Origin of the sequence: Helicobacter apodemus (assembly GCF_000765745.2) — a bacterium.
Lineage (GTDB): Bacteria > Campylobacterota > Campylobacteria > Campylobacterales > Helicobacteraceae > Helicobacter_D > Helicobacter_D apodemus.
Genome location: NZ_JRPC02000008.1, coordinates 65,860 through 83,527, shown reverse-complemented (window position 1 = coordinate 83,527; position 17,668 = coordinate 65,860). Strand labels below are relative to the sequence as shown.

Here is a 17,668-nt window from a genome sequence, read left to right as displayed (position 1 = left end):
AGCCTTTGTATTAAGATTAGAATCTAAAAACTTAGGATTGATTACAAAGTTAAGATTAGAATCTAAGGAATTAGATTCTAAAGTAGAATCTTTTGTATGAGATTGTAAAGTTATAGTATTTGCAGTTTTAGCATTGACTTTAGAATCTGTTTTAGAATGTAAGACTTGGCTTCTTAGAGGAGTATTATTGCCCCCCCCCCCCGCAGGGTATTGAGGTTGTAAGTGTAAGTGTAGAGTTTTGCATAGGTTATTCCCCTTGTATATTATGAAAACACCAAATTAATAATTGATTTTAGGTATTTTAATTCAATAAAGATTAAATTAATTTTAATGGTATCGTATTGGTTACTGCAAAGAGCATAGAAAAAACTAAAAGGAGCATTAAAAAACTTTTCTATGTTTCATTTGTAGATATTCTAAAAGCAAATGATTCCCCTCATTAAAATTCGTATAAAAAGAGATCTTTTGGATTTTTAATTCTTGCCTTAATAAATTTTGGGTATTAAAAAATATAGCCCCTGCTTGGTATTTATCCAGCAAATTTTGCTGTGGAAAACTTTTTTGGGGTTTAAAGGTTTTAGGTTTTTGGGGTTTGCTTAAGGAAAATTGCTGCTTTTTTTCTTGTGGTTTAGAATAAGTTGGAGTAATTTTATAAATGCTAGTATTAATTTTAAATGCCATTTCAATCCTTATAATCCTTAAAAACTAGAAGCAAAAATTATTCCTTACATTCTTAAATTTTTAATCTCTGCAAACTACCTTAGTTTCAAGGTTAAAAGTGCAATAAGATTACTCATTAAAGCAACAATCCAAAAACGCACGATAATCTTACTTTCACTCAATCCTTTTTCTTCAAAATGATGATGCAAAGGTGCCATTAAAAATATTTTTTTACCCCGCGTTTTGTAGCTCCCAATTTGCAAGATTACAGAGAGTGCTTCTATGACAAAAACAAACCCAATCACAAAAAGTAAAATCTCATTTTTTGAAATAATTGCCATATAAGCGATAAATCCCCCTAATGCTAAACTCCCACTATCTCCCATAAAAACTTGAGCGGGATGGCAGTTATACCATAAAAAGCCTATTAAAGAACCCACAAGAGCCGCAGAAATAATCGCCACTTCTCCACTTCCAGCAACCTTAGGCCATAAAAGATAATCGCTTAAGCCAGAGTTTCCAGCAATATAAACAAAAATCCCTAAAGAAGTGAGTGCATAAATAGAAGGAATGGTTACTAAGCCATCTAAACCATCGGTTAAATTCACCGCATTAGTTGTCGCAACAAAGACTAAAACCCAAAAGATAATACTAATTGCTCCCCAATGCCAAAGCGGATTTTTGATAAAAGGCACATAAAAAGAATCTTCAAAACTTACCATATATAAGCCCAAAGCTAATAAAAAAGCACTCAGTATTTGCAAAGAGAATTTAACCTTTGCACTCATTCCAGCATTTTTTTTGCGTAAAACTTTGGATAAATCATCTTTAATACCAATTAAAGAAAAAAAGACCATACACAAGATTCCTAATATCACATAAGCATTATCTAGCTTCGCACAAACCAAAACCCCTATAAGTGTAGAAAAGATAAAAATAATGCCACCCATAGTAGGAATATTAGTTTTTTGTTTATGATTCTTAGGAACATATTGTGAAATAGGTTGGTTTGCCTTTTTATTCCTAGCCCACAAAATATATTTTGGCATCAAAATAAGCACAAGAATAAAAGCAATAAAAAACGCACCAGCAGCTCTAAAGGTTATGTATTGAAAAATATTAATACTAAACAGAGAATAAAAATAATAAAGCATTACCCTAAAACTTCAAAAAAGATTTAAAAAACTTAGGATAGGATTTTATCTAAATAAACTTTAAAAATGGGAACGTTATGAAAACAATCTTAATTATAACCGATGGTATTGGTTATAGCAAACAAAAAAAATATAATGCTTTTTTTAATGCGAAAAAACCAAATTATGAGAAATTCTTTAAAGAAATTCCTTTTGGGATGATAAAAACTTATGGGGATTTTGTAGGGCTTCCAGATGGACAAATGGGGAATTCAGAAGTGGGACATATGTGTTTAGGGAGTGGAAGAATCCTTTATCAAGATTTAGTAAAAATTAATAAAGCCATTGAAAATGGAAGCTTATTAAATAATCCAGCTTTAGAAATTTTACGCTCTAAAAAAAGAATTCATTTAATAGGACTTATGAGCGATGGAGGGGTGCATTCTCATATTAATCATATTTTAGCCCTTGCTTTAGGGTTGCAAAAAGACTTTGAAATTTATCTACACCTTATTACCGATGGGAGAGATGTATTACCACAAAGTGCTTTAGGTTTCTTAGAAAAGCTACAAAATGCTATTGTGAATAAAAATATCAAAATCGCAAGTTTATCAGGGAGATTCTTCGCTATGGATAGGGATAATCGCTGGGATAGGATAGAGAGAGCTTATAATACGATAGCTTTAGGAGAAAATTTCATAAACACTTCACCGAAAGAATACCTACAAAATCAATACCAACAAAAAATTTTTGATGAATTTATAGAACCTGCTTGTTTTGTAAAAGATTCTATCCAAAAAGAGGATGGCATTATTTTTGTTAATTTTAGGAGCGATAGAGCAAGAGAGATTGTAAGTGCTTTAGGCAATAAAGATTTTCAGGACTTTCAACGCAAAGATTGGGTAGAAGTTCCACTTGTTACGATGACTCCTTATGACAAGACTTTTGATTTTCCTATTCTTTTCCCTAAAGAAATCATTACCAATACCCTAGCAGAAGTTATTTCTAAACATAATTTGCGACAATTCCACACCGCAGAAACTGAAAAATACGCACATATAACCTTTTTTTTCAATGGTGGATTAGAAGAGCCTTATATCAATGAAACAAGAGTTCTAATCCCCTCACCCAAAGTAAAAACCTATGATGAAAAACCCGAAATGAGTGCAAAAGAAGTAGGTGATGCGGTTTTAAAAGCCATCGAAGAATCTTATGATTTTATCGTTGTAAATTTTGCTAATGGGGATATGGTAGGACATACAGGAAACTTTAATGCGGCTATTTTAGCAGTAGAAACGGTCGATAAAGAGCTTGGCAGAATTTATAAAAAGGCAAAAGAACATAATTATGCCTTTGTTTTAACAAGTGATCATGGAAACTGCGAGGAAATGCAAAATGAAAAAGGAGAAATCTTGACTAACCATACCATTGGCGAAGTATGGGGATTTGTCGATGCACCTTGCGTAACAAAAGTTAAAAATGGAGGCTTAAATAACATCGCACCAACCATTCTAAAACTCTTAGAAATTGAGATTCCCAAAGAAATGGATGAACCGCTGTTTTAACAAATCTCCTTACTCTCTGCTTAAAAGATTGGTAATTTTTGTTAAAATGTAACACTATTATCTTATGGTAACTTCATAATCGCCCCTGTAATATCTATTAAATTATGGACAAATTTTTCCTTTTTAATGGTTTGAATGATGTCTTTTAAATAATCCCTCAACTCAGCACTTAAAGTAGTATTTAATTGAAGTTCTTTTATTTGTTTTTAGAAACTACCCTAAAAACACTTTATTTCAAGTAAAATATATCCCTCCCCCCTTACATTTTGCTTAATTTTACTCAATAAATTTATTTTAGCAGAGTCCTATGCCTTTATATTGATACACAAAAGCAAAGACCCCACACTTAAGAAATTAGCTATAAAGTTATAGGTTTTAGGACTTGGTAAGTTATTTAGAGAGTTTGATTAGTAATATAAATAATACATTAAATGACTTTTTGTTCCTTTTTTTGAATCAAACGGACAATATTAGGAATATGTTTATAAAAGATAACAATAGTGATTAAAACAAGAGGCGTATGCGTATGGATATAAGGAATATCAGGATGTAGAATAAAACTCATTCCAACTCCAAATAACACTCCAAATAAGGAAGCTAAAGAGGAAATTTTTAAAAACTTTCCAATTAAAAACCAAACAATTAAACCTAAAATCGCTTCTAATGGTAAAAATACACCAATAACCCCCACACTTGTAGCAACCCCTTTTCCACCTTCAAATTTCAAAAAAGGAGAAAAACAATGTCCAATTACTGCTAAAAAGGCTATCATCCATTGTGCCTCATAGGTTAATCCCATAGATTTTGCAAATAAAAGCACTAAAATTCCTTTGAGAGCATCACTTAAAATTGTTAAAAAAGCAACTTTTTTTGCAATTTCTGGTTTTTTTTCTTTTAAAGCTCTTAAAACATTGGTTGCACCAATGCTTCCACTTCCTATTTTAAGGATATTAATTCCACCAAAAATCTTACCATATAAAAGTCCAAAAGGAATCCCGCCCACTAAATAAGCTAAAACATAAAAAATCCCATTAATACTTGTAAAAAAATCTATTACTATTGTCAAAACAACCATTATAAATCCTAAAAATTATTTTTATTTCTTTAAGAACTAATATCCTTAAACATCTAAGTGCTTTACATCTTTAGCGTGTGTTTGGATATACTCTCTCCTTGGTTCGACCTCATCTCCCATAAAAAGTGAAAAAATATCACTGGCTTGTATTTCATCATTTATCTCTACCCGGATTAAACGACGATTTTCAGGGGTCATTGTAGTTTCCCAAAGCTGCTCGGGATTCATCTCTCCTAATCCTTTATATCTTTGGATATAAGCCCCCTTTTTACTACTCTCTTCTATAGAATTAAGTAAATTAATAGGATCTTTACCCTCTAAAAATCCTAAATCCCATTCTTTAAGCTTATTAAAAACTAAATACGCTTCTTCAAATAATGGATGAGAAAAAAGCTCTTTATCAATTTTTATATCTACTAAACCTACATCTGTTTGCACATATAAATGAATTTTTTCTTCATCAAATATTTGGTTTAAAATATTATAATTTAAAGTTTGTATTTTTTGTAAAATCGCTTGGTATAAGGCTTGGTGTTCTAATTGTAATAATTCCTTATTTTCAACTAAATAACGTATCACTTCAATAAGAGGAAAACGTTTTTGTAAGTGGTTAAGGGTTAAACGATAATGAGCAACAATTTTAAAAAAGTCTATCAAATCCTTTGTCCCAATGCCTCTAAATTCAAAATTTTCAATCCCATTTTCTATTAAATATTCACTTAAAGCTTTCTCATCTTTAAGATAAATTTCTTTTTTGCCCTTTTTAAAACGATAAAGCGGTGGTTGAGCAAGGTATAAATACCCCGCTTCAATAATCCCTTTTAGGTATCTAAAGAAAAAAGTCATTAAAAGTGTTTGGATATGGCTTCCATCTACATCTGCATCTGTCATAATGATAATTTTGTTATAACGAATCTTTGTAATATCAAAATCCTCACCAATCCCACAACCAAGAGCAATAATAAGATTCTTAATTTCTTCAGACTTTAAAATTTTATCTAAACGACTTTTTTCTACATTTAAAATCTTTCCTTTTAAGGGCAAAATGGCTTGAGATACCCTATCTCTCCCTTGTTTAGCAGAACCACCAGCAGAATCCCCCTCTACAAGATAAATTTCAGAAATACTTGGGTCTTTGCTTTGGCAATCCGCAAGTTTTCCAGGTAGTGTGCCTACGCTAAAATTCTCTTTTTTACGCGTTAATTCTCTAGCCTTTTTAGCAGCTTCTCTGCCTCTTGCTGCAAGTAGAGCTTTTTCCATAATTGCTCTTGCTTCATTAGGATTTTCTTCAAAAAATTTTACAAGTTTTTCAAAAGTGAGTTTTTGCACGATAGGACGCACAAAGGAGCTACCTAATTTGCCTTTGGTTTGTCCTTCAAATTGTGGGTCAATAACCTTTACAGAAACAATGGCAATTAGTCCCTCACGAATGTCATCACCGGTAATTTTAAAATCTTTTTCTCTAGCATTAGCATTAGCTTCAATATAATTTGTAATAGCCCTCGTTAATCCTGTGCGGAATCCAGCCTCGTGGGTCCCTCCATCATTAGTTTTAATGTTATTAACAAAACTTAATACTCTCTCTTCAAAACCATCATTATAAGCAAGAGCAATTTGCATTTCTACATCATTTTCTAAACCTTCAAAACTTATGATAGAAGAGATAAGATTTTTTTTATTTAGATCCGCTACAAATTGGTTTAAACCTCCATCAAAATGATAAACTTCTTTAAATCCATCCCTTTCATCTATGAAATAAATGGTGATTTGTTTATTTAAATAGGCAAGCTCTTTAAATCTCTTAGTTAAAATATCCCTTTGAAAATCTATAACTTCAAAAATTTCATTGTCAGGAATAAATTCAATAATCGTCCCACTTTCTTTACTCTGCCCAATGATTTGTAATTCATCTTGGGGGATTCCTTGTTGGAAGTTTTGTTGGTAGGTATTACCATTTTTATAAATAGTCATTTGTAAATTTTTTGAAAGTGCATTAACAACAGAAACCCCAACTCCATGTAATCCACCAGAAACTTTATAAGTTTCTTGGTCAAACTTACCCCCAGCGTGAAGCACTGTTAGAACAACAGTGGCTGCAGGAATCTTTTCTGTTGGGTGAATATCTACAGGAATCCCTCTTCCATTATCTTTAATAATGGCACTACCTTTTTTTGTAAGGGTAATATGGATTGTATCACAATAACCAGCCATTGCTTCATCAATGGAATTATCAACAACTTCATAAATTAAATGATGAAGTCCATTAATATTAGTATCTCCAATATACATTCCAGGACGTTTTCTAACTGCTTCTAAACCTTTTAAAACTTTAATACTACTTCCAGAGTATTGTTTATTTTCCATTATGTTCCTTAAGAGCTTAAAAATTTTATAAAATAATTGGCATTATGACGGTTGAAAAGTTTTCACTCTTTAGCATAAAAGGATTATTTTTACCATTTAAATACCAAGTAAATTCCACGGTATTAATTTGGCTTAAAAAATCTAAAACATGGCGAGAGTTAATACCAATTTCAATATCTTCATTTAAAGGTAAATTAACTTCTATTTGGGTTTTAGCTTCTGAATTATCTTGACTTAGGGATTCAAATAAAATTTCATTAGATTTAAAAGTGATTTTAACATCATTAGTTACAGAATTAATAACTTTAATGCTTTCAATAATAGCTGATTTAGAAAGTGTAAGCTCTATTTGCATCTCTTTAGGGATTATTCTTTCATAATCAGGAAATTTCCCATTAATTAAATGGGAAAAGAAAATATAATTTTGGGATTTTATAATAAGGTTTTTTTCATTATAAAAAAGTTCTATATTATCCGAAAAAAGTCTTTGGATTTCTGTAATGGCTTTTTTTGGAAATATAAGGGCTAAATTATTTCCTGTGGCATTTTCAAATTTTATAATAGCTAAACGTTTAGTATCAGTTGCTATGAAATTGTAAGAATATTCTCTAATATCAAGTAGAGCACCATTTAATTCTCTTTTTTGGTTATTAATGTCAATTACAGGAAAAATTTTTTTCATAGAAGCAATAAGTTCTAAAGAATTAATTTCTAGTTTTGGTAAATTTTCATATTCTGGAAAGATTGGGAATTCTTGAGCATTAAAAGTTGCAAGTTTAAAAGAGCTTTTATTTTGTTGGATATGAAGATTTTCTCCATTTGTGTAGATATTAACTTCCTCATCTTTTAAATGTTTGATAATATCTAGAAGTTGTTTTCCATTAGCTGTTGCTATTCCCTGTTCTTTAATAGTTAAAGAATCTGTAATAGTGGATAGACCTATTTCAAAATCAGTTGCTTTGCAAATAAGTTGATTATTTTTAGTTTCTAGATATATGTGTGAAGTAATTTGACTAGAATCTTTTTTATCTAAAAAAGGCTGTAAGGAAGTGAGTATATTATCTAACACACTATTTTGCATGGTAATATTCATAAAAGCTCCTTTAAATATTAAAAATTAGAAGTATTAGTAGGGAACTTGAAAAGTTGAATAACTTTATTAAATTTCCTAAATTCAATCTCAGTTTTTTAAATGTTTGTTTGTAAAGTTTTTCACATTTATTCAACATATTCTAGCAAAACTTTGTTTTTTAATGGATTAATTTTGTTTAATTTTGTTTTTTAATTCTTCAATAATAGTTTTTAAATTTCCATTTTTATTAATTTCATCTTGGATGCTTTTCATAGCTTTACTGATAGTACTATGGTCTTTCATACCAAAAAAGTTCGCTAAATAGGGCATAGAATTAGGTGTGAGTGTTCGTGCTAAGTAAATGACTATTTTTCTGGCTATAACGATATTTTTAGAGCGGCTTTTGCTCCTAATTTCTGAAGGTTTTATATTAAAGTATTTAGACACAGTTTCAATAATGCCCTCTAAATTGATATTTTCTTTTGATTCTTTGATATATTCTTTTAAAATATCTTTGACAAAATCAATAGTAACTTCTTGAATATTTGTAACATTAATAGAAAAATTTAATTTTACTAAAACACCCTCAATTTCTCGGATATTGTCATTAATATTTGCAGCAATGAAATTAATAACTTCTGGATTTAAAATAATCCCATCTAATTCACATTTTGCATTAATGATATTAATTTTAGTTTCTAATTCTGGAGGTTGAATATCTGCTAATAATCCTGAAGTAAATCGTGTTTTTAGCCTTTCTTCTAAACCATCCATATTTTTTGGAGGTCTATCTGAAGTTAAAACAATTTGTTTATAATTTTCTTTTAATTCATTAAAAGTATGAAAAAATTCTTCTTGGATTTGATTTTTCCCACTTAAAAATTGAATATCATCAATTAAAAGATAATCGCAAGCACGATATTTTTGCCGGAATCTTTCCATTGAATTATTACGAATATGGAGTAAATAATCATTAAGGAATTGCTCACTTGTTGTATAAATAACAATTTTTCCAACAGAAGCATTAGCATTCCCAATGGCATTTAATAAATGTGTTTTTCCTAATCCAGTGTTTCCATAAATAACTAAAGGATTATAAGAAGCACCTTGATTTTGTGCAACCGCTTTTGCAACATTAAAAGCAAAACTATTAGAATTTCCAACAATAAAAGAATTAAAAGTTAAAGAGGGATTTAAATTGGTTGCAACATTAATCTTTTTTTGGTTATTTGTAATTGCCTTTTTTGCAGTTTGGTTATAAACTTCTATAATAACTTCGGGTTTAAAGCCATTTTGTATTTCAAATAAATGTGTGATTTTATGGATATATTTTGTCCTAATAAAGCTTGCGATAAAAATATTAGGAGCATTAAAAATGATTCTATCATCACGAGAATATTTTTCATTATAAATAATTTGGCTAATGTAATTTTCAAATTCAAAAGGTGAAATTTCTTTTTTAAGTTGTAATAAAATAGGGTGCAATTTATATCCTTATTATTTCACATCTGTGAATAAAATGTGAAAAACTAATGAAAAATACTAAAATAATTTTATAATTGTAACGAAGAGTTATTAAAAGTCTTATGGTATTATTCTAAAACTTTTATAAAGGATATTTTCTTAATCATTTTATCCTTAATAAAAATGAAACTATCTAAGATAAAGGGAAGTTTTGAATATCTTAGGCATTGATCCTGGAAGTAGAAATTGTGGTTATGCCATTTTAGCCTTAGATAAAGGCTCTCTAAAACTTCTTGAAGCAGGTTTGATTAAAATTAAACAAAGAATATTACAATACCAAATTTTAGAATTTGTAGAAGGTATTGATTTGGTTTTAAAAAATCATAAAATCCATTCTGTAGCGATTGAAGATATTTTTTATGCGTATAATCCAAAGACTGTTATAAAACTTGCCCAATTTAGAGGAGCCTTGAGTTTAAAAATTTTGCAAGAATTAGGGAATTTTGCTGAATATACTCCTTTACAGATTAAAAAATCTCTGACAGGAAATGGAAAAGCTAAGAAAGAACAGGTTGCTTTTATGGTAAAAAAATTTTTAGGCATTAAATCTGAAATTAAGCCTTTAGATATTACTGATGCTATTGCTATTGCTATTACTCACGCACAAAGACTAAAGTTTGAAAAAAGGAATTTTGATGCAAATTACACTTCTAAATTGTAATGAACTTTCTATTTGTTCGCACGCCATTAGAACTTGTTGGCAAAGCTTTGAAAGAGGAGATAATGGTGGAGAAAAGGATAAAGAGCTCATTGATAGAGTAGGGAATAAATTTAAACATGCTTCTACTTTAGAACATCTTTACTATACTTTTTATATACAAGGTATTTCAAGGGCAACTTTACAAGAATTAGCAAGACATAGAATCGCTTCTTTAAGCGTAAAAAGTAGTCGTTATACTTTAAAAGAATTAAAAAATGAAGCAAGTTTTTTGCCTATTGATTCGAATAATCTAAAAAGAGCAGAGAAATTTTTAGTTTTTACTTCTAATGCTTTAGTCGATGAGGCATCTGTTTTTGCCTTAGAAAATTTGCGGAATCTTTTATTGCAAAATATTAGTAATGATTTAGCAAAATTTGCAATGCCAGAATCTTATAAGACAGAGCTTACTTGGAGCATTAATGCTAGAAGTTTGCAGAATTTTTTAAGTTTGCGGAGTTCTAAAAGTGCACTTTGGGAAATTAGAAAACTTGCTTTAGCAATTTTTGATACAATTCCACAAAACCATCAATTTATTTTTAAAGATTTTATGGAGGAGATAAAATGAAAATTTTAAAATTTGTTGTATTATTTTTTTGTTTGCTAACTATGCAATCCTTTGCTAATAATTTGACATTAGGGGTAGATTATATTATTTTAGATAAACCTTTAAAAGATTCTCAAAATAGCGTTATAGAGCTTTTTAATGTTGGTTGTCCTCATTGTGCTTATTATAATGGATTGTTACCAATGATTTTAGAAATACTCCCACAAGATACGAAATTTTTACCTTATCATTTAACCACAGCAAGTAGATTCCACAAAGAATTTTCTGATATTGTTGTTGTAGCTTTATTGAAAGATAAACATAATAATACCGATACAAAATCTCCTAATGCTCTTTATAAAAAAGTTTTAAATTATTATTTTAATGCTATCCACAAAGAGAGAAAAAATTGGAAAAATGCACAATTATTTTTAGAAGATTCTTATCCTTTAATAAATGTTAATCAACAAGAATTTCAACAACTTTTAAACTCTAAAGAGGCTAAAGAAATATTACAAGCTATGCCAGAAGCTATGGCATATGCTAGTATTCAAGGTGTTCCTAGTTTTATCGTTAATGGTAAGTATATGATTATGTCGCGAAATATTAAAAGTTTAGAAGACTTAATTTTTAAAATTAATGTTTTATTAGAAAAATAATTTTATTTTTTCTTTTCATCATTGATTTTACGCACTTTAATTAAAACTTCAACCATTGCTTGATAAAGGGATTGGGGAATCTCTTTATCAATATCTACATCTTTATAAAGTGCCCTTGCTAGGGGAGGATTTTCTATAATGGGTATTTTGTGTTCTTTGGCAATTTCTTTAATCTTTTGGGCTAAGAAATCTACCCCTTTAGCAAGCACTCTAGGAGCTTTTTCTTTAGTATTATCATAACGTAAGGCTACTGCATAATGTGTAGGGTTAGTTACTACAACATCAGCATTTGGAATATTTTGCATCATCCGTTTTTTAGCAGCTTGAAACATTAAAGAGCGAATCTTTCCTTTGATTTGTTGATCCCCTTCTTGGTTTTTAAATTCATCTTTAACTTCTTGTTTAGTCATTCTTAGGGATTTATAATATTGATAACGTTTAAGAAAATAGTCTAAAGTCGCCATAATTAAGAAAAAAGTTAATAAAATCGCAATAAGAATAAGGGCTTTATCTTTAAACCAAATCATTTGTTCCCCAACAGGAAAAAGTGAGATAGTGGTAAGCTCTTTTATAAAACTTAAAAATACAAAAAAAGCAATAACAAAAGCAGTTAGGACTTTAAAAGTAATTAAAAAACCATCTAGGAGTTTTTTCATAGAAATAAGATTTTTAAGTCCAGAGATAAAATTGAGTTTTTGTAACTTTGGTTGGATGGCTTTTGTTGTTAGTAAAAACCCGCTTTGGAAAATATTTGCTACTATTCCAGCGATCATTAAAGAGGCAAAAATTGGTGCAAGCAATAATAACATTTGAAAGGCTAATGAGATAGCTAAAGACATAGCGTTATTGCGTGAAAAATCTTCGTTAAAATAGCTATAAACATTTTCAAAGATATTGCCAACGCCTTTAATCCAAAAGTTAAAACATAAAAAAACTAATATAAGCCCTACGACTAACCCTAAAAAGGCATTAACATCTGGGCTTTTTAAGACATTACCTTCTTCTCTTGCTTTTTGAATTTTACGTGCAGAGGGGGCTTCGGTTTTTTCTTGTTCATCTGCCATTTATTATGCCCTTAATTGCTTGTTGGTAGTCTTTTGGGTAATTTAAATTCCTACTTTCTTGATTGCTTATTTTAATAAATTCTAAAGATCCCATATTTTTTAATAAGTCCATTAGCTTATAGTTGCCCTTTTGAATTTGGGAGTTAATAACGGATAAAGAATCTTTGGGATAGATTCCAATAAGTGGATGAGTCTTTGCATTTTTTGCAAAGGTCGCGTTTTGGTGTTGTTGAAAAGATTTTATAATTTTTAAAACAGAATTTTTCTGTAAAAAAGGTGTATCTATAGAGATAACAAAAATATTTTGTTGCAAGGTTTCTAAAACACTTTTTAGCCCAAAAATGGGTGCAAAAGTATTTTCATTATCTAAAATGGTTGGGATATTATAATCATTACTGATAGGGGTTTTGCTAGAGAAATATAAATCTTTAAAAATTTGACAAAAGTTTTTAGCTTGAAAATTCGCTAGACTCTCTCCGAAGAAATCCAAATTTTGCTTTAATATACCCATTCTTGAGCTTTTTCCACCAGATAAAATAATACAAGTTAGCAAAATTGTCCTTTAAAGTTTTAGCAAATTATAGCTTTTTTTAATATTCTTAAGACTATGATTTGCAATAAAATTTTAGGAGTTTTATTGTTAGTAGATAGCTTTGGACGCACTATTGATTATATACGCATTAGTGTTACACAACGTTGTAATTTTCGTTGTGTTTATTGTATGCCAAATATTCCTATGAATATAGGAAGTGAAGAAGAGGATGTGCCTTTAGAGGGCGTATTAAGTTTTATTAAAGTTGCTATTAATGAAGGAGTGAAAAAAATACGAATTACTGGAGGAGAACCACTCCTTAGAAAAGGTATTGTAGATTTTATCGCACAAATTTATCAATTAAATCCAGATATTGATATTGCCCTAACAACCAATGCTTATCTTTTAGCCCCTCTTGCAAAGCCTCTAAAGGAAGTAGGATTAAAACGTATTAATATTTCTTTAGATTCTCTAAAGAAAGAAACGATTCAATGTATCTCTAAAAGAAATGGATTAGAAAAAATTCTACAAGGCATTGAGGCTGCTAAAAAGGAAGGGTTTTTGATAAAACTGAATATGGTTCCTTTAAAAAACATTAATGACGATGAGGTTTTGGATATTTTAGAATATGGAATGCATTTAGGTGTTGGTGTCCGTTTTATTGAATTTATGGAAAATGCTCACGCTAAAAATGATACAAAAGGATTAAAGGCAAGAGAGATTTTAGAGAAAATTGAGAAAAAATACACTTTTAAACTATTACAACAAGATATTTTTGGACCTGCTACACTCTTTGAGATTACACAAGCACAAGAATCCTATATTTTTGGAATTATCGCCCCTCATAATGATGACTTTTGCAAAACTTGTAATAGGATTCGCTTAAGTAGTGAAGGTAAATTAATACCCTGTCTTTATCACGAAAATGCTATTGATATTAAAGAAGCAATGTTGTATGGGGATAGTCAAGAGATATTAAAAAGCTTGAAGCTTTGTATAGAAAATAAACCAGAAAAAAATGATTGGAATGAAAATCAAACTTCAATGCGTGCGTTTTACAAAACAGGTGGATAAAATCATAAAATAAAGTTTAATAATTATTAAATAATAATAATTTTCTTTTAATAATTATTGAGTATAATTTCATTAGCTTTTAATTCGTAAAAGTGATATAATAAAACGAAATTTTAATAAGGAGTTTAATATGAGTAAAGTTGTTCCAATACTTAAACAAATTCAAGCAGATTCTGCGGTTTTTTATATCAAATTGCATAATTATCACTGGAATGTAAAAGGAATGGATTTTCATCCTGTGCATACAGCATTAGAGGGTATGTATGATGATATGGCAGATTTGATGGATGATATGGCAGAGAGGATTTTACAAATTGGGGAGAAACCTTATGTAACAATTAAAGATATGCTTTCTCATAGTAAGATTAAAGAAGAGAGTAAAACAAGTTTTGATTCTAAAACCATTGTAAAAGCTATTCTCCCAGATTATGAATATTTTTTAAAATCTTTTAAAGAATTATCAGATGCCGCAGGAGGCGCAAATGATAAAGCAACAACTGCTTTAGCAGATGAAAAAATTGCAACTTTAGAAAAAGCAATTTGGATGTTAAAAGCCCAGCTTGCCTAAACTTTAGCACCGCTTTGGTGCTTGTGTAGCAACCCTCTTCTAAAAAATTCTTTATATATTTTAAATAGCGTTTATACTTTTTTGTAATACACTTTGTTTATAATTTCAGGATTTCTACCTCTAGTTGAATCTTTTACTTTTAATGCTTTCTTTTTAAACTTTCTTTCTTTAATTTAGTATAGATTTTAACTCAAACTTATGTATTAGATTTCCTAATAAAACTATATCCTTGCTCTTGTCTGTGAGTTTTAAGATTCAAGTAAATTTTTATATTTATGGTGATGAAAGTTTAAGTTAAGAAGGAGATTTTAAAGAATCCTAACAAAAGCAAAAAGATTGAGGATCATTTATTTGGAAAAAATCTATCTATAAAATAATAGCTATTATTAATATTAATAAAAGAAATAATTTGTTAGATTTCTGTTGATCGAATGATCGAAATTAAGCTTAAAAGATTTTTAAAGGGGCAATTAATGAAAAAATTTTTAAATTTTAGTATAGCGTTATTAGTCGGGGGGGGGGGGGCATTTGTAGCTTAAATGCCGCAGAAACTTACAGGTTAGATTCTTCAGTTGTAAGTGCTAGTGGTTTTTCTCAAGATTTAAAAGAAGCCCCAGCAAGTATTTCTGTGGTTACAAAAGAAGAGCTGCAATCCCGACCTATTAGGGATATAGCAGATGCCATTAGAGATGTCCCAGGAGTAGATGTTACCATGACAAAACTTGGGATTTATACTTTTAATATTCGAGGCTATGCCTCAACTTATGTTTTAGTGCTTATTGATGGCAAAAGAACTAATACTGTAAGAGGATTTCAAAGTAATGGTTTCGGGGAGGCAGATAATGCCTACCTCCCTCCTATTTCTATGATTGAGAGGATTGAAGTTATTAAGGGTCCAGCTTCTACGCTCTATGGTGGTGATGCGGTAGGTGGAGTGATTAATATTATTACTAAAAAGAATCCTAGCCAATTCACAGGTTCAATCTCATTAGAAACTCAAGCCCAACAGCATTATAATCGTTATGGGCATATGCGAGGAGCTAGTGGATATATGGCATTCCCTTTGACTAAAGATTTATCTTTGTCTTTAAGAGGTTCTCTAAAAAATAGGGAAAAGACTGAATTAAAATGGCCTACATTAACTAATCCTAGCAATCCTAATTCCATTTATGCTAGCCACTCTCCAGGAGCCTTTAATATAGGCAATATCGGAGGAAGGTTAAATTGGGGCTTAGATTCACAAAATAATATTTATCTTGATGCGGAGCATTATACACAAAAGACAGATACTAATAACACTTCTGGAGCACTTGTTTCTTCGCATAAAAAATTTTATAGGAATGGAATAGTCCTTAATCACGATGGTTCTTATGGATTTGGCACGACAAATACTTATCTACAAGCAAACCTAACTAAGGAAAAGGGGAGCTCTTCTAAAAACTATCGAACTAATGTTACAACCCAAGGTGCAAGGGTAGAAAGTCAAGTGTATGTTGCAGAAAGCAAAGCGGTTATTCCTTTTGAATTACCAAGTTTTGGAAGCACGACTTTAAGTATGGGCGTGCAGTATTTGTATGAAAACTTTAAAACCTTTGCCGATAATGCAGGAGTGCTTAAAGGCAAGAATCAAGACCAAAATACTATATTGCCTTATATGGAAGCAGAATATTTTATAACGGATAATCTCATTTTAACAGGGGGATTGCGCTATACACAGAGCAATTTATTTAGTGGGGAATATATTCCTAGGGGTTATTTGGTTTATAATATTACAGATTGGGTAACTCTTAAAGCAGGTATTGCTAAGGGATATAAAACACCTGAAGCGAAACATTTGAGTAATTCTGAATTTAGTGCAGGAGCTTATGGGAATCCTAACTTAAAGCCAGAATCTAGTCTTAACTATGAAATAGGAATGATTTTTGATATTTTTAATTATGGTAATGCAAACATCACCGCATTCCAAACAAATTTTAAAGATGAGCTATCTTCTGATACCTATGCCGATGGAGCTACTTTACCTAATGGGATTGTTTGTAGTAATAATGGAATCGATTGTAGTTACCGCATTAATAGAGGCAAGAATCAGGTAAGAGGCTTAGAAGTTGGGTTAAATAGTGCTACTTATAGAGGATTTAGCACCACTGCTAATTACACTTATACGATGAAAAAATACCAAGATGGTGTAAAAAATGCCTTAGGAGGTGAGAGGGTAGAGAATATCCCTAAACATATTGCAATGCTTAAACTAAATTATAAACAAGGAAGGTTTGGTAGTTTTTTAAAGACTACAGCACGTTTAGATGCTATTGCTATTTCTAAAGGTGGTGGTAGGAGAGCAATACCTGGAATGGATAAATATAAGGATTTTTGGGTTGTAGATTTAGGAATGAGTTACAAAATGACAAAAAATTCTAGTATTAGTGTGGTGGTTAATAACCTCTTAGATAAAAACTTTTTTCTCCCTTATGAATATAAATCTGGAAGAAATGGAATTGCTTATGCCAATTCTTACCAAGATTATACAGAACGTAGAAATTTTTGGATTAATTATAAAATGGACTTTTAGGATTTTGTATGCGCTTAATTAGCAATAAAACTTGGATGCAAATCCATCTATATGTTAGTTTATTTTTTATACCTATGGCACTTATTTATGCCATTACGGGTTCTTTGTATATTTTTGATATTCGTCAAAATGCTGGAGCAGAAATTTCAGAAATCAAAGTATTTCAAGATATACCAAAAGGAGAAGAGAGAGCTGTTATGTTAGCGACATTAGAAGCTAATGGCTTAAAAATACCCAAAAAAACAGAAGTGCGTTTAGCAAGGAATTCTATAATTATGGGAACTTTAAAGTATCAAGTAATACTTAGTAAAGACAAAGATGGTGGGTATATTTTGCGAAGTATCAATAGAAATTTGTATGGAGTGTTGTTATTATTACATAAGTCTGCTGGGAAATATTATTTTGATATTTTAGCGGTTGGATTTTCTATAGCCTTGGTTATTTTGTATCTCTCTGGTCTTTTTATGACCGCATTTTGCAAAAAAGATAGAAAAGGTTCTTTGATTACCATTATTTTAGGATTTGCTATCACTGCTTTAGCAGTTTATTATAGTATTTAGCAGAA

Annotated in this window: 16 protein-coding genes; 8 read left to right on the top strand and 8 right to left on the bottom strand. The window is 30.2% G+C overall.

What is annotated here, in order from left to right; translation table 11 throughout:
• Positions 1-381: 381 nt before the first annotated feature.
• Entirely contained in the window at positions 382-681 is a 300-nt protein-coding gene (locus LS72_RS04170; RefSeq protein WP_034553586.1) for a hypothetical protein, read from the bottom strand.
• Between the two features lie 74 nt (positions 682-755).
• Positions 756-1,814 carry a phospho-N-acetylmuramoyl-pentapeptide-transferase gene (mraY, locus tag LS72_RS04165; RefSeq protein WP_034553585.1) on the bottom strand — a complete coding sequence of 353 codons (1,059 nt, stop codon included), beginning with the start codon at positions 1,812-1,814 and terminating at the stop codon, positions 756-758.
• 77 nt (positions 1,815-1,891) lie between these two features.
• Between mraY and gpmI the strand changes: the two genes are divergently transcribed.
• A complete protein-coding gene (gene gpmI, locus LS72_RS04160) occupies positions 1,892-3,358 on the top strand; it encodes a 2,3-bisphosphoglycerate-independent phosphoglycerate mutase (RefSeq protein WP_034553583.1) in 1,467 nt (488 codons plus the stop codon).
• 427 nt (positions 3,359-3,785) lie between these two features.
• On the opposite strand, the gene plsY is transcribed toward gpmI, so the two are convergent.
• From plsY to dnaA, 4 genes are all read right to left on the bottom strand, one after another.
• Positions 3,786-4,433 (bottom strand): glycerol-3-phosphate 1-O-acyltransferase PlsY, encoded by a 648-nt coding sequence (plsY, locus tag LS72_RS04155; RefSeq protein WP_052087266.1) that lies wholly within the window; start codon positions 4,431-4,433, stop codon positions 3,786-3,788.
• A 45-nt stretch (positions 4,434-4,478) separates the two neighbouring features.
• On the bottom strand, positions 4,479-6,797 hold the full coding sequence (gene gyrB, locus LS72_RS04150) for a DNA topoisomerase (ATP-hydrolyzing) subunit B (protein WP_034553582.1): 2,319 nt from the start codon (positions 6,795-6,797) through the stop codon (positions 4,479-4,481).
• A gap of 25 nt (positions 6,798-6,822) precedes the next feature.
• On the bottom strand, positions 6,823-7,890 hold the full coding sequence (gene dnaN / locus LS72_RS04145; protein WP_034553580.1) for a DNA polymerase III subunit beta: 1,068 nt from the start codon (positions 7,888-7,890) through the stop codon (positions 6,823-6,825).
• A gap of 165 nt (positions 7,891-8,055) precedes the next feature.
• Entirely contained in the window at positions 8,056-9,354 is a 1,299-nt protein-coding gene (gene dnaA / locus LS72_RS04140; protein ID WP_034553579.1) for a chromosomal replication initiator protein DnaA, read from the bottom strand.
• A gap of 190 nt (positions 9,355-9,544) precedes the next feature.
• Between dnaA and ruvC the strand changes: the two genes are divergently transcribed.
• The 3 genes from ruvC to LS72_RS04125 are packed head-to-tail and all read left to right on the top strand — an operon-like array spanning position 9,545 to position 11,296.
• Positions 9,545-10,054, top strand: coding sequence for a crossover junction endodeoxyribonuclease RuvC (gene ruvC, locus LS72_RS04135; RefSeq protein ID WP_034553578.1), 510 nt, complete (start codon positions 9,545-9,547; stop codon positions 10,052-10,054).
• Positions 10,029-10,658, top strand: a complete 630-nt coding sequence (gene thyX / locus LS72_RS04130; RefSeq protein WP_034553576.1) for an FAD-dependent thymidylate synthase — start codon at positions 10,029-10,031, stop codon at positions 10,656-10,658. The genes ruvC and thyX overlap by 26 nt, the downstream gene beginning before the upstream one ends.
• On the top strand, positions 10,655-11,296 hold the full coding sequence (locus LS72_RS04125) for a thioredoxin domain-containing protein (RefSeq protein WP_034553575.1): 642 nt from the start codon (positions 10,655-10,657) through the stop codon (positions 11,294-11,296). The genes thyX and LS72_RS04125 overlap by 4 nt, the downstream gene beginning before the upstream one ends.
• A gap of 2 nt (positions 11,297-11,298) precedes the next feature.
• On the opposite strand, the gene flhB is transcribed toward LS72_RS04125, so the two are convergent.
• Together flhB and LS72_RS04115 are read right to left on the bottom strand one after the other, a co-directional pair.
• Entirely contained in the window at positions 11,299-12,360 is a 1,062-nt protein-coding gene (flhB, locus tag LS72_RS04120; RefSeq protein ID WP_034553574.1) for a flagellar biosynthesis protein FlhB, read from the bottom strand.
• Positions 12,350-12,913, bottom strand: a complete 564-nt coding sequence (locus tag LS72_RS04115) for a molybdenum cofactor guanylyltransferase (protein ID WP_034553572.1) — start codon at positions 12,911-12,913, stop codon at positions 12,350-12,352. Before LS72_RS04115 ends, flhB begins: the two co-directional genes overlap by 11 nt.
• An 84-nt stretch (positions 12,914-12,997) precedes the next feature.
• Here LS72_RS04115 and moaA point away from each other — a divergent pair, with 84 nt between their 5' ends.
• The 4 genes from moaA to LS72_RS04095 all read left to right on the top strand — a co-directional run bounded on the left by moaA (position 12,998) and on the right by LS72_RS04095 (position 17,663).
• The gene (gene moaA, locus LS72_RS04110; RefSeq protein WP_034553571.1) at positions 12,998-13,966 is read left to right on the top strand and encodes a GTP 3',8-cyclase MoaA; all 969 of its coding nucleotides are present in this window, start codon (positions 12,998-13,000) and stop codon (positions 13,964-13,966) included.
• 130 nt (positions 13,967-14,096) lie between these two features.
• The gene (locus LS72_RS04105; RefSeq protein ID WP_034553570.1) at positions 14,097-14,534 is read left to right on the top strand and encodes a Dps family protein; all 438 of its coding nucleotides are present in this window, start codon (positions 14,097-14,099) and stop codon (positions 14,532-14,534) included.
• 505 nt (positions 14,535-15,039) lie between these two features.
• A complete protein-coding gene (locus LS72_RS04100) occupies positions 15,040-17,103 on the top strand; it encodes a TonB-dependent receptor domain-containing protein (RefSeq protein ID WP_034553568.1) in 2,064 nt (687 codons plus the stop codon).
• An 8-nt stretch (positions 17,104-17,111) separates the two neighbouring features.
• Positions 17,112-17,663, top strand: coding sequence for a hypothetical protein (locus LS72_RS04095; protein ID WP_034553567.1), 552 nt, complete (start codon positions 17,112-17,114; stop codon positions 17,661-17,663).
• The last annotated feature ends 5 nt before the right edge of the window (positions 17,664-17,668 follow it).

Bases quoted from the DNA above. Each gene is read 5' to 3' on its own strand.
- gyrB (WP_034553582.1), bottom strand. From the start codon at position 6,797: ATGGAAAATAAACAATACTCTGGAAGTAGTATTAAAGTTTTAAAAGGT.
- dnaN (WP_034553580.1), bottom strand. From the start codon at position 7,890: ATGAATATTACCATGCAAAATAGTGTGTTAGATAATATACTCACTTCC.
- plsY (WP_052087266.1), bottom strand. From the start codon at position 4,433: ATGGTTGTTTTGACAATAGTAATAGATTTTTTTACAAGTATTAATGGG.
- thyX (WP_034553576.1), top strand. From the start codon at position 10,029: ATGCAAATTACACTTCTAAATTGTAATGAACTTTCTATTTGTTCGCAC.
- mraY (WP_034553585.1), bottom strand. From the start codon at position 1,814: ATGCTTTATTATTTTTATTCTCTGTTTAGTATTAATATTTTTCAATAC.
- LS72_RS04095 (WP_034553567.1), top strand. From the start codon at position 17,112: ATGCGCTTAATTAGCAATAAAACTTGGATGCAAATCCATCTATATGTT.
- gpmI (WP_034553583.1), top strand. From the start codon at position 1,892: ATGAAAACAATCTTAATTATAACCGATGGTATTGGTTATAGCAAACAA.
- LS72_RS04170 (WP_034553586.1), bottom strand. From the start codon at position 681: ATGGCATTTAAAATTAATACTAGCATTTATAAAATTACTCCAACTTAT.
- LS72_RS04105 (WP_034553570.1), top strand. From the start codon at position 14,097: ATGAGTAAAGTTGTTCCAATACTTAAACAAATTCAAGCAGATTCTGCG.
- LS72_RS04125 (WP_034553575.1), top strand. From the start codon at position 10,655: ATGAAAATTTTAAAATTTGTTGTATTATTTTTTTGTTTGCTAACTATG.
- flhB (WP_034553574.1), bottom strand. From the start codon at position 12,360: ATGGCAGATGAACAAGAAAAAACCGAAGCCCCCTCTGCACGTAAAATT.